The organism is Streptococcus sp. HMSC065H07 (assembly GCF_001837325.1).
GTDB classification, from domain to species: domain Bacteria; phylum Bacillota; class Bacilli; order Lactobacillales; family Streptococcaceae; genus Streptococcus; species Streptococcus salivarius_H.
The window spans coordinates 40,434-54,455 of the sequence record NZ_KV832050.1; the positions used below are offsets into that span (position 1 = coordinate 40,434).

The 14,022-nt window shown below is 40.4% G+C and carries 15 protein-coding genes and 1 pseudogene; 14 read left to right on the plus strand and 2 right to left on the minus strand.

Annotated features, from left to right (window positions below; genetic code table 11):
* Nucleotides 1-14: 14 nt before the first annotated feature.
* The 12 genes and pseudogenes from HMPREF2637_RS11360 to HMPREF2637_RS09925 all read left to right on the plus strand — a co-directional run bounded on the left by HMPREF2637_RS11360 (nucleotide 15) and on the right by HMPREF2637_RS09925 (nucleotide 9,023).
* Nucleotides 15-227, plus strand: a complete 213-nt coding sequence (locus HMPREF2637_RS11360) for an HAD hydrolase family protein (RefSeq protein WP_073945497.1) — start codon at nucleotides 15-17, stop codon at nucleotides 225-227.
* A 36-nt stretch (nucleotides 228-263) separates the two neighbouring features.
* A complete protein-coding gene (locus HMPREF2637_RS11590) occupies nucleotides 264-524 on the plus strand; it encodes a hypothetical protein (protein ID WP_253183489.1) in 261 nt (86 codons plus the stop codon).
* An 18-nt stretch (nucleotides 525-542) separates the two neighbouring features.
* Nucleotides 543-836: pseudogene (locus tag HMPREF2637_RS11365) on the plus strand (HAD hydrolase family protein); the annotation flags it as partial.
* 18 nt (nucleotides 837-854) lie between these two features.
* Nucleotides 855-1,457, plus strand: coding sequence for a histidine phosphatase family protein (locus HMPREF2637_RS09885; protein ID WP_064524746.1), 603 nt, complete (start codon nucleotides 855-857; stop codon nucleotides 1,455-1,457).
* Nucleotides 1,454-2,062 (plus strand): histidine phosphatase family protein, encoded by a 609-nt coding sequence (locus HMPREF2637_RS09890; protein WP_060972909.1) that lies wholly within the window; start codon nucleotides 1,454-1,456, stop codon nucleotides 2,060-2,062. The genes HMPREF2637_RS09885 and HMPREF2637_RS09890 overlap by 4 nt, the downstream gene beginning before the upstream one ends.
* Nucleotides 2,059-2,655 (plus strand): histidine phosphatase family protein, encoded by a 597-nt coding sequence (locus HMPREF2637_RS09895; RefSeq protein ID WP_064524744.1) that lies wholly within the window; start codon nucleotides 2,059-2,061, stop codon nucleotides 2,653-2,655. Before HMPREF2637_RS09890 ends, HMPREF2637_RS09895 begins: the two co-directional genes overlap by 4 nt.
* 77 nt (nucleotides 2,656-2,732) lie before the next feature.
* A complete protein-coding gene (locus tag HMPREF2637_RS09900; RefSeq protein WP_037597769.1) occupies nucleotides 2,733-3,869 on the plus strand; it encodes an AI-2E family transporter in 1,137 nt (378 codons plus the stop codon).
* 125 nt (nucleotides 3,870-3,994) lie between these two features.
* Nucleotides 3,995-5,431 carry a glycoside hydrolase family 1 protein gene (locus tag HMPREF2637_RS09905; protein ID WP_064524742.1) on the plus strand — a complete coding sequence of 479 codons (1,437 nt, stop codon included), beginning with the start codon at nucleotides 3,995-3,997 and terminating at the stop codon, nucleotides 5,429-5,431.
* 246 nt (nucleotides 5,432-5,677) lie between these two features.
* Nucleotides 5,678-5,956 carry a phasin family protein gene (locus tag HMPREF2637_RS09910; protein WP_013990645.1) on the plus strand — a complete coding sequence of 93 codons (279 nt, stop codon included), beginning with the start codon at nucleotides 5,678-5,680 and terminating at the stop codon, nucleotides 5,954-5,956.
* A 17-nt stretch (nucleotides 5,957-5,973) separates the two neighbouring features.
* Nucleotides 5,974-7,551, plus strand: coding sequence for an ABC1 kinase family protein (locus tag HMPREF2637_RS09915; protein ID WP_064524740.1), 1,578 nt, complete (start codon nucleotides 5,974-5,976; stop codon nucleotides 7,549-7,551).
* Nucleotides 7,552-7,554: 3 nt separating this feature from the next.
* Entirely contained in the window at nucleotides 7,555-8,175 is a 621-nt protein-coding gene (locus tag HMPREF2637_RS09920) for an SGNH/GDSL hydrolase family protein (RefSeq protein ID WP_064524739.1), read from the plus strand.
* Complete coding sequence (locus HMPREF2637_RS09925) at nucleotides 8,172-9,023, plus strand: patatin-like phospholipase family protein (protein ID WP_064524737.1); 852 nt, start codon at nucleotides 8,172-8,174, stop codon at nucleotides 9,021-9,023. The genes HMPREF2637_RS09920 and HMPREF2637_RS09925 overlap by 4 nt, the downstream gene beginning before the upstream one ends.
* Nucleotides 9,024-9,049: 26 nt before the next feature.
* Here HMPREF2637_RS09925 and HMPREF2637_RS09930 read toward each other — a convergent pair whose 3' ends face one another.
* Nucleotides 9,050-10,396: a D-alanyl-D-alanine carboxypeptidase gene (locus tag HMPREF2637_RS09930; protein ID WP_064524735.1), complete on the minus strand. Its 1,347-nt coding sequence runs from the start codon at nucleotides 10,394-10,396 to the stop codon at nucleotides 9,050-9,052.
* A 230-nt stretch (nucleotides 10,397-10,626) separates the two neighbouring features.
* Nucleotides 10,627-11,823 carry a cation diffusion facilitator family transporter gene (locus HMPREF2637_RS09935; RefSeq protein ID WP_064524734.1) on the minus strand — a complete coding sequence of 399 codons (1,197 nt, stop codon included), beginning with the start codon at nucleotides 11,821-11,823 and terminating at the stop codon, nucleotides 10,627-10,629.
* 213 nt (nucleotides 11,824-12,036) lie between these two features.
* Here HMPREF2637_RS09935 and HMPREF2637_RS09940 point away from each other — a divergent pair, with 213 nt between their 5' ends.
* Both HMPREF2637_RS09940 and HMPREF2637_RS09945 read left to right on the plus strand, forming a co-directional pair.
* Nucleotides 12,037-12,690 (plus strand): uracil-DNA glycosylase, encoded by a 654-nt coding sequence (locus tag HMPREF2637_RS09940; protein ID WP_064524732.1) that lies wholly within the window; start codon nucleotides 12,037-12,039, stop codon nucleotides 12,688-12,690.
* A gap of 19 nt (nucleotides 12,691-12,709) precedes the next feature.
* Nucleotides 12,710-13,978, plus strand: coding sequence for a dihydroorotase (locus tag HMPREF2637_RS09945; protein ID WP_064524730.1), 1,269 nt, complete (start codon nucleotides 12,710-12,712; stop codon nucleotides 13,976-13,978).
* The last annotated feature ends 44 nt before the right edge of the window (nucleotides 13,979-14,022 follow it).

Genomic DNA, 14,022 nt, shown 5'->3' on the forward strand with positions numbered 1-14,022 from the left:
CAAGGAGGTGCTTTATGACCATTAAGGTGATTGCATCAGATATGGATGGAACATTTTTAGACGATAAAGGAAGCTATGATAAGGAGCGTTTTAGTCAGATTTTGGATGCCATGGCTGCGCGTGATATGCACTTTGTCGTTGCATCAGGTAATAGTATGAGTCGCCTTAAACCCATGTTTGCGGAGACTTTTGACCGCCTGCATTTTGTAGTCGAAAATGGTGGTTAGGTGGTTAGCTATGGCAAGCTTCTGTGTCAGGAGTTTATGGCATCAAATGATGTTGAAAACTTGCTAAGCTATTTTAATTACGATTTGTTAGATAAACCGACTATATTTAATGGGGCTAAATCTGCTTACATGCTATCAGGAACGAAACTACATTTTGGTAAAGAGATGATAACAGAAGAAGAGCAAGCCGCTATGGAAGCATCCATTCACCGTTTGAATAGGTTGGAGGATTTAGAGGATGATTTCATAAAGATTACCATGTTGCTGAGTCCTGAAGAGGCTAATCAGGTTTCGTAAGCCTTTAATCGTGATTTTGATGGTAATCTTGTCACTGTTCCAAGCGGTTTTGGTGCTATTGACTTCATTCAAAAAGGCATGCACAAGGCTTGGGGGCTTAAGCAGCTTCTTAACCATTGGGACTTGAATGAGGCAAATGTTATGGCTTTTGGTGATGGTGACAATGATATTGAGCTCCTACGTATGGCTAGTCATTCTTATGCGATGGAAAATGCCAGTCCAGCTATTTTACAAGTGGCTGATCAGATTGCTCCCCACCACAAAGACCAAGGAGTATTGACTGTCTTAGAAGATTATTTAGGATTGGTTTAAAGATAGAGTGGTAGAGTAATGAAGTTATATTTAATGAGACATGGTGAGACGTTATTTAATACACAAAAGCGTGTTCAGGGATGGTGTGACTCTCCCCTAACGGAAAATGGAATCTGTCAGGCAGAACAAGCTAAGCAGTACTTTGCGAAGAAAGGTATTTCCTTTGATGCTGTCTATTCATCTACGCAAGAGAGAGCAACTGACACGGCAAAGATTGTGGCGCCTGAGTACACTGTAACCCAGCTCAAGGGAATTAAAGAAATGAATTTTGGGTCTTTTGAAGCTCAACCAGAGCATCTCCTACCCAAACATCGTCCAGGTTCACGATCCTTTGAAGATCTCTTGGTCCCATACGGTGGCGAAGATATTCGCAAGGTTGGACAGAGGGTTTTGAAGACTGTATTAGAGAAAGCAGAAGAACACACTAAAGATGGTGCTGAGAATCTCCTATTTGTCAGTCATGGGGCGGCTTTATGGGGATTAATCATTACCATGGACTTGGCCTTTCCTGAAGGAGTGCGTTTTGGGAATTGTAATATTTGTGTTTATGATTATAACCAAGGTCAATTGGAGCTTCTTCAGGTGATTGATCCGATTTCTGGTTTAGAGGTAACATTATGAAAGAATTTTATTTAATGAGGCATGGAGAAACACGATTTAATGTTCAGCATAGGCTTCAGGGGGTCTGCGATGCCCCTTTGACGGAAGTCGGGATTGAACAGGCTAAAAAGGCTGGTCAGTATCTAGCCAAGCAAGAGCCAATTTTTGATCATGTCTTTACGTCAACCTCTGAGAGAGCTAGCGATACTCTAGAAATTGTGACAGGACGAACAGATTATGAAAGACTTAAAGGTCTTAAAGGACAGGATTTTGGTGCTTTTGAAGGGCAGCCAGAGTATCTTACTCCTAAAACCTTACCTGATGGACAAGGCTTTGGTGATTACTTTGTTCAATTTGGTGGCGAGAGTACGAGCCAGGTCCGGGATCGTATGGAGTTGACGATTAGGGCCATCATGGAGAGTGTGGCCGATGGTTCTAAGTCCTTGCTGGTTAGTCATGGTCCATCTATTTTGCAATTCTGTAGACGTGTTTTAGATCCTGTTCCAGATATTCGTGGTCTTAAAAATTGTTGTATTTTACACTTTACTTATGACCAAGGTCAATTTGAACTGGTCTCAGTTTATAATCCAGTAGAAGAAGAGTATATCTATGGAGGTGAAGAATGACACGATTCTATTTAATGCGACATGGACAAACACTTTTTAACACACTCAATCGAATTCAAGGTTGGTGTGATTCCCCTTTGACTGAAAAAGGTCAGGACCAAGCTCGTCAGGTGCGTGCCTATTTTGAAAAACATGGTTTGACTTTTGATCAGTATTACTGCACGACTACTGAAAGAGCTTCTGATACGCTTGAATTGGCTACTGGGGGTACTGATTATAAACGTGTTAAGGAACTTAAAGAGATGCACTTCGGTATCTTTGAGGGGCAACCGGAGTATCTTCATCCTAAAATTCAAATTCAGGGGCATTTCGGTGACCATTATGCTCAGTTTGGTGGGGAAAGTCAAGATCAGTTTGTAGAACGAGTGGTAAATGGTGCAAGAGAGATAGTGGATAAACATCCTAACCAATCTATTTTGGCTGTCAGTCACGCAGGAGCCTTGATGACTTTTCTTCATGCTGTGGAGCCGGAGCGTGCCTTTCAGTCTTGTCCAGGCAATTGCGCCATCTTAGTCTTTGATTACGATGGATTGAACTTTCACTTTGTCAAACTGATTGATCCTTTAACGGATCAAGAGTTGGTGGAATTTTAGTGGCTTTCATGATCAAAGATAGTAAGAAACCCTTTCTTAGTGTATAATGGAAGGGTATTTTAAATTATGGAGTGTCTATGAAATTTTCAAAAAATCAGTTCATTTGGTTGGCTGTCCTTTTTTTCAGCTGTTTCTTGATCTATACTTACTGGGAAACAGTTGTTTCAATTTGTAACACCATTTACGTTGCCAGTCAGCCCTTCCTGGTTGGAGCAGGGATTGCCTTTGTGGTAAATATCCTGATGTCTTTTTATGAGAAGCTGCTGGTCAAGTTTATTCCATTTGGTTTTATCGCTAAAATCAAGCGACCTATTGCTCTGCTCTCGGCATTGGGAACCATTGGCTTGGTCTTTACTTGGGTAGTATTCACTGTCCTTCCTGATTTGATTGACAGTATCAACACCTTAATTAGTCAAGACCGCTCAGCTATTAATAACTTGATTAATTGGTTGCTTAAAAACAAATCCTTGCAAAAAATTATTCAAGATTTTGGTGGTGTGACACAGGTTAGAGAGCTAATCAATAGCTACAGTGCTCAGTTGCTTCAACAAATCATGAATGGTTTGACCAGTTTCTTGACTTCTTTAACGAGTCTGCCATCAACCTTGATTAATCTTTTTATCAGTATTGTCTTTTCTTGTTATGTCTTAGCTGGAAAAGAGAAACTTGGGAATCAAGTCAATCGTTTGGTAGACGTCTATTTAGGACGTTATGGTAAGACTTTCCACTATGTAGTTGCTATTCTCAATAATCGATTCCGTAATTTCTTCGTCTATCAGTCGCTTGAGGCTTGTATTTTGGGGACCTTGTGTTATATTGGGATGATTATCTTTAATTTCCCATACGCAGCGACTATCTCTATCCTGATTGGTTTTTCAGCAATGATTCCAGTTGTGGGGGCTTACATTGGTGTGACGATTGGTACCATCTTGATTATGACGCACTCTGTGACCTTGGCGCTTTTGTTTGTTGCCTACGTGGTTATTTTGCAGCAGTTTGAAGGGAATCTCATCTATCCTTATGTGGTCGGTGGATCTACCGGACTTCCTGGTATTTGGGTTATCTTCGCAATCACCATAGGTTCTGCCTTGGGTGGTATATTGGGTATGTTGGTTTCTGTGCCAGTAGCCGCGACCCTATATCAGATTGTTAAAGATAATGTTGTTAGGCGAGAAGAAGCCAAAGCAGCAAATGCTCTTGAAAGTAATGACTAATTCAAACAGACTTCGGTCTGTTTTTTTTTCGTGCTATAGTATCAGATTCCAATAAGATAGTATAAGTGTAATCGTTTTCTAAGTGTTATACTATTAGTAACTTGAACAATGCAAGGAGATAAACGATGACATATACATTTCCAAAAGATTTTCTCTGGGGTGGTGCAACAGCTGCCAACCAGTTTGAGGGTGCTTACAACCTAGATGGCAAAGGCTTGTCCGTACAGGATGTAACGCCAAAAGGCGGTGTTCCCTTTGAACCCGGGGCCTTGAATCCTTTGATTACTGACCAACCAACACTAGATAATTTAAAACTAGAAGGTATAGATTTCTATCACCGTTATAAAGAAGACATAGCACTTTTTGCAGAGATGGGCTTTAAGGTCTTCCGCATGTCAATTGCATGGACTCGTATCTTTCCAAATGGTGATGATGCCGAGCCAAATGAAGCAGGTCTAGCCTTCTACGATAAGGTTTTTGATGAATTGGCCAAATATGGCATCGAACCGCTTGTAACCTTGTCCCATTATGAAACACCACTCAACTTGGCGCGTCGGTACAATGGATGGACTAATCGTAAATTAATTAGTTTTTATGAGAATTATGTTCGTACAGTCTTCACACGATATAAAGATAAGGTCAAATATTGGTTGACTTTTAATGAAGTGAACTCTGTTTTACACGCACCGTTCATGTCAGGTGGGATTGCAACTCCGATGGAAGAGCTCTCTAAACAGGATCTTTACCAAGCAGTTCACCATGAGTTAGTTGCTTCGGCTTCAGCAACCAAGATTGGTCATGAGATCAACCCTGACTTTAAGATTGGTTGTATGGTTCTTGCCATGCCAGCTTATGGAATGACAGCTAATCCTTTGGATCAGTTGGCTGTTCACGAGTTTGAAAATCAAAACTATCTCTTCTCAGATATCCATGCGCGTGGGAAATATCCAAACTATATTAAACGCTATTTCAAAGAGAATGGTATTGAAATACAATTTTCTCCAGGTGATGAAGAAATCTTGAAGAATACCGTTGATTTTATTTCATTCTCATATTATATGTCTGTGGCAACAGCACACAATCCGCAAGACTATAAGGTTGGAAAAGGCAACATCTTAGGTGGTGTCGAAAATCCCTATCTTGAAAAATCTGAATGGGGTTGGGCTATTGATCCAATCGGTCTTCGACTAGTTTTGAATGACTTTTATGATCGATATCAGTTGCCATTGTTTATCGTCGAAAATGGTTTAGGTGCCAAGGATGTTCTTGTTGATGGCCCAGATGGTCCAACAGTTGAAGATGATTATCGTATTGATTACCTTCAAAAACACTTGATTCAAGTTGGCGAAGCTCTTCAAGACGGTGTAGAACTTTGGGGCTATACGACATGGGGGCCAATTGATTTGGTATCAGCTTCAACGGCTGAAGTCAGTAAACGTTATGGCTTCATCTACGTTGATCGCAATGATGATGGTAGTGGTAGCTTAGCTCGTTATAAGAAAAAATCATTTGTTTGGTATAAGTCTGTTATCGAAAGTAATGGTGAAGCCCTTTACAAATAGAATATGGCTAAGAATCTCAAAATTACTCGAGATTCTTTTTTAGTATTAAAGTACAACATTGATATATCTGGATTACTATTGCTATGAGTGAAAATAGAGTATTTCAATACACAATAACTTTGTTTATGTTCTTCCACATATTTTCTGAAAAAGTGGTAGAATAAAAGTGTGAAAGCGTTCTTATATTTTCCGAAGAAGTAGCGAGTCTATCTCTTTGCTTTTCCTACTTAGATGGAGGTAACGATAATGAATGATTTGAAAAAAGTTCTCTTAGCTGGAATCGGGTTGACTGCTATGACAGTTGATAAGGCCGATAGCTTTGTCAAAGAGTTGGTTGAAAAGGGGCGTTTGACTGTTGAAGAAGGTAAGGAACTGGAACAAGAGCTCAAACGTCAAAGTAAGGAAGAAGCTCAAGAATTTTTAGCGAAACTTGATGCTAAGAAATCTTCAGTTGAGTATGCGACTAAGGATGATGTGAAACGTCTTGAAGAAAAACTTGACGCTTTGCTCAGTCAAAATAAATAAAATGTAAGGAGTCTAAAATGGCTAGTAAACGATTGAGACATGTGTTGAAGGTTTTCTCGTCAGTTGGTCTCCTTTCTTATCGTGAAAAACACCTTCCTCAAGATCAACAGACAACACCTGTCAAGCTACGCCAAGCCTTTGAGCAATTAGGACCTAGTTTTGTTAAAATTGGTCAAATCCTATCCACGCGCTCTGACCTTTTGCCAGAAAACTATATCAAAGAATTATCAAAGCTCCAGAGCTCAGTTCCTCCCTTGAATAAAGAGGAAGTCATGACTGCCATTAGGCGAGAATTACCTAATGAGCTTTCTGACAGTTTCCTTGATTTTTCGGAAGAACCCTTAGCTTCTGGTTCTGTCGCTCAGACCCATAGAGCTAGATTATTGTTTGGTCAGGAAGTGATTGTAAAAATCCAGAGACCTGGTATTGATGAGGTCGTTAAGGAAGATATTCAGCTTCTCATTAAGCTTGCACGGCATATACCAAAGCATTTTATCCCCATGGTCGATGTTCAGGAGGTTTTGGAAAATCTGCGTGAAACCTTAATTAAGGAACTAGATTTCAGGAATGAAGCAGAGGCCATGAAGTGCTTTAAGGCCAATAACAGGGCTGTTGCTTGTCTAGGTGTCCCCGAGGTCTATGATACCTTCACGACACCTCACCTCATAGTTGAAGAGTATATCAATGGGATTCCGCTTAATCACTACAGCCAACTGATTGAGGCTGGCTATGACTTAGAAGATGTGGGCAAGAAGCTTATGCTGTCATTTATCAAGCAAGTCTTCAAAGATGGCTATTTTCATGGTGACCCCCATCCTGGAAATCTGTTGGTACGTGATGGCAAGATTTATTTCATTGATTTTGGAATTATGGGGGAGTTGGAAGTGGGGATGCGTGCGTCCTTAAATGACATCCTGTACAGTTTTACCGCACAAGATGTTGATGGTATGACCAAGGCCATCTTGTCCGTTACACAATTTGATAATGGTCTTAATCGTGCAGTTCTAAGTCAAGATGTAGAGCAAATGTTAGGTCGTTATTCTGGTATTGACTTGGGAAGTCTCTCTATAACAGATTTGCTGCAGGATTTGATGGCTATTTTCCAGAAAAATCATCTTAAAGCCTCCTCTCAAATTACCATTTTGGAGAAGGCTTCGCTTCAAATTGAGGGGATTTTCCGAGAGTTAGCGCCAAATATGGATCTTATGACCCTGGCCAAGGATTACTTCCTAGAAAATATGGGACCTGACATGCTTAAGCAGGCCCTGAATAAAGAGAGTATCTTGATTGAACTCTTTTATCTGATTCGCAATGGGAAGAACATTCCACGTCGTCTGCATCAGCTTTTGGAGCAAATTTTAAACGGACGAATTGTGGTGAACCATGATTTTATTAACTTTTCGGGTCGAATTAAAGTTTTTGAGAAAGCATTAAATAATCTGGTTTTAGCCTTATTGTCATTGGGATTTCTACTTTCCGGTGCCCTTTTGGCTAATAAATCAGGTTTTGAAAATCTTGCCTGGCTATTTCTTGGACTTGGAACTTTTCTAGCTTTAATCACAGTAGTGCGTATAATATTTAAGAAAAAAGGATAAAGTATGATTGAAACAACTAGGCCTGAGCTTGTGGCTTATCAAGAAGAGCGTTTAGCCAAATTTGTGAATGAAAATCAAAAGTTAGACAAAAGCCAAATCGTTTTTGCAGGGGACTCCATCACGGAGTTTTTTGCATTGAAAAAATATTTGGGTCGAGAGTTTCCCCTTGTTAACCGTGGGATTGCAGGAACAGACTCGGTTTGGCTTTTAGAACACCTTAAAGAGCAGCTCTTAGATTTGGAACCAAGTAAATTGGTGCTCTTGATTGGCATTAACGACATCGGAAGAGGTTACCCTATTCGAGATATTGTCACTCGTATTTCCGATATTATCATGACAGTTCGTCAGGAATCCCTCTTTACTGAGGTCTATTTGCTGAGTGTCTTTCCAGTTAGTGAAGAATCACAGTATGCTTCTAAGGTTAAGATTCGAAATAATACGACTGTACGTGAGCTAAATCAACAATTAGCTGTCCTCCCCGGTGTGACCTATGTCGATCTTTTTGATTACCTTACTGATAACATGGGACAGTTAAATGACAACTATACAACGGATGGTTTGCACTTGAGTCCACAAGGTTATCAAGTCCTTGCGGAACCAATCATAAAGGAGATTTTAGAATGAAAGTTGGCTTAGTCCTCGAAGGCGGGGGGATGCGTGGCTTATATACGGCTGGTGTATTAGATGCCTTTTTAGAAGCTGGAATTAAGGTGGATGGCGTTGTTTCGGTATCGGCTGGAGCACTTTTTGGTGTTAATTACCTTTCTAACCAGCCCCAAAGAGCCCTTCGCTACAACAAGCGTTTTATGGGAGACCGTCGTTATATGAGTTTCTGGTCATGGCTGACAACAGGTAACTTCGTTAATAAGGAATTCTCCTATTATAAGGTTCCCATGGAGTTGGATGTTTTTGATCAGGAGGCCTTTGCTGATTCAGGTGTTCCCTTCTATGTGGTCACTACAGATATTGAGACCGGAAAACCAGACTATATCAAGATTGACCATGTCTTTGAGCAAATGGAAGCCCTTCGTGCAAGTTCCGCCCTACCTCTGGTTTCTGAAATTGTCGAGTACAAGAGTAAACGCTACATGGATGGTGGTCTGTCTGATAGTCTCCCTATTGATTTTATGGAAAATTTGGGTTTTGACAAACTCATTGTAGTTTTGACACGTCCTAAAGGCTACCGTAAACAGCCATCTAAAACGAGTAAGCGAATCTACAAGCTCTTTTACCGCAAGTATCCTGAATTTGTCCAAGTGGCTTCGAATCGCCACATCCACTACAATAAGAGTATTGAAAAGATAGAGGCTTTGGAAAAAACTGGAAATCTTTATACTATCCGTCCAGAACACGCACTTGAAGTTAGTCGTTTGGAGAAGGATCCTGAAAAGTTTGAAGCCATTTATCAAGAAGGATTGGATCAAATGCGTAATGATATGTCTAATCTCAAAACATTTCTTGGAGACAACTAAAAACGTGCTCGGTTGAGCACGTTCTTTTAGTTATTCATTTGTCTTGCTTGACGACGTTCTTTAACTTTTTGACGACGTCCTTTTTCATTAAGGTAAATGAAGTAGAGGAGTCCAACTGGGACAAGACATAGCAACCAGAAATAAACTGGGAGTTGGCTCTTATCTGTTGTTTTAGTAGCCTTTTTATCTTTCTGGTTACTTCCAAAATCGAACCATCCCTTAACTTTAGTTGCCTTAACAGAAGTAGCTTTGATATTAGGTGACACTGTCTTCAGACCATTATCAATGACAATGTGATCATCTTTAACAGAGATTTTAGGGTCTTTACCTTTTTTAACGGTGGCATAGACGTCTTTTTCGACATTGTATTTTTTACCGTCGATTTCTTGTTCACCCTTGCTAAGAACTTTCTTGTAAGAGAAGTCTTTGTACATCTTCTCAACGAGAGCATTACCAAAGGTATGACGAATCTCTTCACCTGTTTGGTCAGACCAATCACCAGAACCCATGATGACAGCAATCATACGTTGATCACCACGCTTGATGGTATCAATATAGTTGAAAGCACCTTCTGGACTAGAGCCTGTCTTCAACCCATCAACCCCATCAATTCCGTATTTAGCACCTGGAATAGAGTAGTTGTAGGTTTCAAAAGTTTCCTCGTAAGGTGTTCCCTTTTTAACTGTGACAACAGGTTTGCTAGTGTACTTGAGAATGTCAGGGTATTTCTTGATGAAGTTATAGGTCATGATAGCCAAATCACGCGCAGTTGTTTGGTTGGTTTGGTTGTTATCATAACGTTGAGGACTGTAGTAACCTTTGAAGGCAACAGCAACGGCACCAGAAGCGTTGAACCATTTGGTATTGGTCATCCCTAGCTCTTTAGATTTCTCATTCATCATGTCTAGCCATTTATCAGGATCATTATTGGTCAAGTAGTTGGCTAGCATCACGGTTGTAACGTTAGAGGAAGGCACCGCTGTCATAGTGATGAGTTCTGAAACGGTATAATCAACACCCGCAACAATCTTGTTGTTTGAAATTTCGTAAATATCGGCAATAGCTTGGTCGGTTGGAGTAGCTGTGATAACAGTATCTTCAGAAATCTCTCCTTTAGACATGGCTTCAAAGACCAAATAAAGTGTCATGGCCTTAGACATAGAAGCTGGGTCACGCACCTCATCAGCATTTTCTTCCCAGAGGACATCTCCGGTATTTCCATCGATTAAGAGGGTTGATTTGGGGCGATAGGCCTCAGTGGCTTCAGTATAACCAGCAGCGCGTGTGATATCCATCAATTCGTCTGCACTAGACAAACTCGGTGCTAGGGCTAGACAAGCTGCTAAAAGGACGGCAACAATTTTCTTTTTCACAATGTGTCTCCTTTAATATCTATGGGGTTCTGTAGCTGCCAGAACCTATTTTTATCTATTAATATCATTTGCCTGTCAAAACCCTAAATTCGGTAGTGACAAACACTTTCATTATAACATATAAAAGTTAGAGTTTTCCTAACATTTAGTATTTTAATGTATTTTTTAGAATCGATTGAATGTTACACAAAATCTATTTGAAAGCAGAAAAAAACGAGCTTGCTTGCTCGTTACTTTTCATCTTTTATCCTTGTGACTTGGTGGTAAATCATGAACCAGGTTTCATTTCGACGCCAGATACTAGTGTGGAAATTTCCTCCCAACTCATAACTAATTAATTTCGTTTTTTGACTAACAGATGTCATCTTGAAGCTGTCAAAATTATTGAGAAGTGGTTGGTGATTGGCAATGACTTCTTCACGATTGTGGTGGTGACCATTTTCATCGATTAAGTAGAAGTCTGGTGCTAAGAGATTTTCATAGTCAGGAATTTTTGACAGAATAATCTTTTCATTGCGAGAGAGTTTGTGAAGGACATTGCCATAAATTTCATCTTCGGGAATAGCAGCTGGTTCTACATGGACATCAGTGTCATAGACAGAGAAACGCTTGCTGAGAACCTCTTCAATTTGTTCAGTAATGGCATGACTCTCGTAAACAGAGAGGTCAGGATTCATTTCAACCACAATATCAAGATAGACGTTGCTACCATAAGAACGGCCACGCTGCTTCTTAACCTTAGTGACTTTTGGAATCTCAAGAATCGCTTTCTCATAGGCTTTGAGGTTTCTCTCATCGAAACCGTCTGACAAACTAAAGGTTGCTTCCATGAAGATATCATAGGCTGTCTTTAGAATGAAGGAGGTAATGATAATGGCTGTAATATAGTCAATAATCGTGAGGTTGAAGGATGCTGCAACAATGGCGATTGACGTTCCAATAGAAGTTACGGCATCGGAGAGATTATCCTTAGCAGCCGCAATCAAAGCGCTAGATTTCAGCTTTTTGGCAAGTCCTTTATTGTATAAGTAAACGCCACACATGACGATAGCAGAAAGAACTCCGACGGTTGCACCAAGGGGATTGACTACAGTTTCCTCTCTTAGAAAAATCTTTCGGACTGTTTGAATTAGGACTTGGAAGCCCACCACGAACATGATAAAGGAAGTGACTAGGCTTGATAAGTCTTCAATCTTCCAATGACCAAACCTATGATCTGCATCAGCAGGTTGACTAGCTAGGTGCAATCCAATGAGTAGGGCCACGTTCCCTAAAATATCTGACAAGTTATTGAAACCATCGGCAATCAAAGAGCTAGAATTTAAAAAGTGTCCAGCTAGAAGTTTTGCAATGGTAAGAAGAAGGTAGGCAGCGATGCTGACAATGGGACCTCGTCTGGCTGCTCTTAAATTTTCATACGTAGTCATAGGGTTACCTTTTCTGTTAAAATACAAGTTTAAATTATAGCATAAAACTATAACGAGTTAAAGGTTGTAAGCCCTTTAAACTTGTGGAGTAATGTATTTTTAAAACTTGATAGGAAATGCTTCGTAATCATGGTGTTTTTTCAGTATTTTCCGAATATTCCCTACAAATTATGGTATAATTTAGGGTGTAAAACAATCTAAAAAGAGGTTTTTATGGAACATTCGACATGGCACAAGCTTCTGAAAGAGGAACTGCCTGACCATTATTTTTCAAAGATAAATCAGTTTATGGACAAGGTTTATGAAGAGGGAACAATTTATCCCCCACGTGACAAGGTTTTTAATGCCTTGTTAGAGACTCCGTTTGAAGAAGTGCGGGTGGTGATCCTTGGTCAGGACCCTTATCATGGGCCTCATCAAGCACAGGGACTTTCCTTCTCGGTACCTGATAGCCTTCCAGCTCCCCCGTCTTTGAAAAATATTCTCAAGGAATTAGAGGAAGATTTAGGTCCTAGATCCTTTCATGATTTAACGTCATGGGCCGAGCAGGGGGTGCTTTTGCTTAATGCCTGTCTAACAGTTCCAGCAGGTCAAGCAAATGGGCATGCTGGTCAGGTTTGGGAACCTTTTACAGATGCTGTGATTAAGGTCCTCAATCAAAAGGATACTCCTGTTGTCTTTATACTTTGGGGTGGCTATGCTCGTAAGAAGAAGTCACTAGTGACTAATCCTAAACATGCCATTATTGAGAGTGCCCATCCGAGTCCCTTGTCGGCCTATCGTGGTTTTTTTGGCAGCAAGCCATTTTCAAAAGCCAATGCCTACCTTGTATCTCAAGGCCAATCCCCAATTGATTGGTTGAAGTAAAATAGAAAGTTGGAAGATTATGTTACTGATTAAAAATGGTCGTGTTGTAGACCCTAAGTCTGGTTTGGATACGCAAGCTGATGTTCTTGTTGATGGTAAAAAAGTCGTTAAAATTGCTGAAAATATCGAAGCTGGAGATGCTCAAGTCATCGATGCGACTGGTCTTGTGGTTGCTCCTGGCTTGGTGGATATCCATGTTCACTTCCGTGAGCCAGGTCAAACTCATAAGGAAGACATTCATACTGGAGCCTTGGCAGCAGCTGCTGGTGGTTTTACAACAGTTGTAATGATGGCTAACACTAATCCAACGATTTCAGATAAGGAAACCTTGGAGGAGGTCTTGACTTCGGCATCTAAGGAAAATATCCATGTTAAGTCTGTTGCGACTATTACTAAGAATTTTGATGGTGAAAACCTCACTGATTTCAAGGGTTTGCTTGAAGCCGGTGCTGTCGGATTCTCAGATGATGGTATTCCATTGACCAATGCTGGTATTGTCAAAAAAGCCATGGAGCTAGCTAAGGAGAATAATACCTTCATCAGCCTTCACGAGGAGGATCCTGATCTAAATGGTATTCTCGGTTTCAATGAAAATATTGCTAAAAAAGAATTTCATATTTGTGGGGCAACTGGCGTAGCTGAGTACAGTATGATTGCGCGTGATGCCATGATTGCTTATGATACACAAGCCCATGTTCATATTCAACACTTGTCAAAAGCTGAATCTGTAAAAGTGGTTGAATTTGCTCAAAAACTTGGAGCACAAGTTACAGCCGAAGTGGCACCACAACATTTCTCTAAGACAGAAGACCTCTTGCTCTCAAAAGGTGCTAATGCCAAGATGAACCCACCACTTCGTTTGGAATCTGACCGTCGGGCCGTCATCGAAGGGTTGAAATCTGGAGTCATCTCAGTTATTGCCACAGACCATGCGCCACACCATGCCGATGAAAAGAATGTCGATGATGTGACTAAAGCACCATCAGGAATGACTGGTCTTGAAACATCTCTATCTCTTGGATTGACCTACTTGGTTGAAGCAGGACACTTAAGCTTGACTGAACTTTTGAAAGTGATGACTAGCAACCCATCTGATCTTTATGGTTTCGATGCCGGTTATTTGGTTGAAAATGGACCAGCAGACCTTGTTATCTTTGCAGATAAGGAAAAACGTCAAGTTACAGCAGACTTTAAGTCTAAAGCAGCCAATTCACCATTTGTAGGCGAAGAGCTTACTGGAAGTGTTAAATACACTATCTGTGATGGTGAAATTGTCTATCAAGCCTAGTCATAAGAGAAGAGAGGTAAAACGCTTATGTTTCAATCTCGATA

Excerpts from the sequence above, each read along its gene's own strand:
- HMPREF2637_RS11360 (WP_073945497.1), top strand. The coding sequence starts at position 15 with ATGACCATTAAGGTGATTGCATCAGATATGGATGGAACATTTTTAGAC.
- HMPREF2637_RS11590 (WP_253183489.1), top strand. The coding sequence starts at position 264 with ATGGCATCAAATGATGTTGAAAACTTGCTAAGCTATTTTAATTACGAT.
- HMPREF2637_RS09885 (WP_064524746.1), top strand. The coding sequence starts at position 855 with ATGAAGTTATATTTAATGAGACATGGTGAGACGTTATTTAATACACAA.
- HMPREF2637_RS09890 (WP_060972909.1), top strand. The coding sequence starts at position 1,454 with ATGAAAGAATTTTATTTAATGAGGCATGGAGAAACACGATTTAATGTT.
- HMPREF2637_RS09895 (WP_064524744.1), top strand. The coding sequence starts at position 2,059 with ATGACACGATTCTATTTAATGCGACATGGACAAACACTTTTTAACACA.
- HMPREF2637_RS09900 (WP_037597769.1), top strand. The coding sequence starts at position 2,733 with ATGAAATTTTCAAAAAATCAGTTCATTTGGTTGGCTGTCCTTTTTTTC.
- HMPREF2637_RS09905 (WP_064524742.1), top strand. The coding sequence starts at position 3,995 with ATGACATATACATTTCCAAAAGATTTTCTCTGGGGTGGTGCAACAGCT.
- HMPREF2637_RS09910 (WP_013990645.1), top strand. The coding sequence starts at position 5,678 with ATGAATGATTTGAAAAAAGTTCTCTTAGCTGGAATCGGGTTGACTGCT.
- HMPREF2637_RS09915 (WP_064524740.1), top strand. The coding sequence starts at position 5,974 with ATGGCTAGTAAACGATTGAGACATGTGTTGAAGGTTTTCTCGTCAGTT.
- HMPREF2637_RS09920 (WP_064524739.1), top strand. The coding sequence starts at position 7,555 with ATGATTGAAACAACTAGGCCTGAGCTTGTGGCTTATCAAGAAGAGCGT.
- HMPREF2637_RS09925 (WP_064524737.1), top strand. The coding sequence starts at position 8,172 with ATGAAAGTTGGCTTAGTCCTCGAAGGCGGGGGGATGCGTGGCTTATAT.
- HMPREF2637_RS09935 (WP_064524734.1), bottom strand. The coding sequence starts at position 11,823 with ATGACTACGTATGAAAATTTAAGAGCAGCCAGACGAGGTCCCATTGTC.
- HMPREF2637_RS09940 (WP_064524732.1), top strand. The coding sequence starts at position 12,037 with ATGGAACATTCGACATGGCACAAGCTTCTGAAAGAGGAACTGCCTGAC.
- HMPREF2637_RS09945 (WP_064524730.1), top strand. The coding sequence starts at position 12,710 with ATGTTACTGATTAAAAATGGTCGTGTTGTAGACCCTAAGTCTGGTTTG.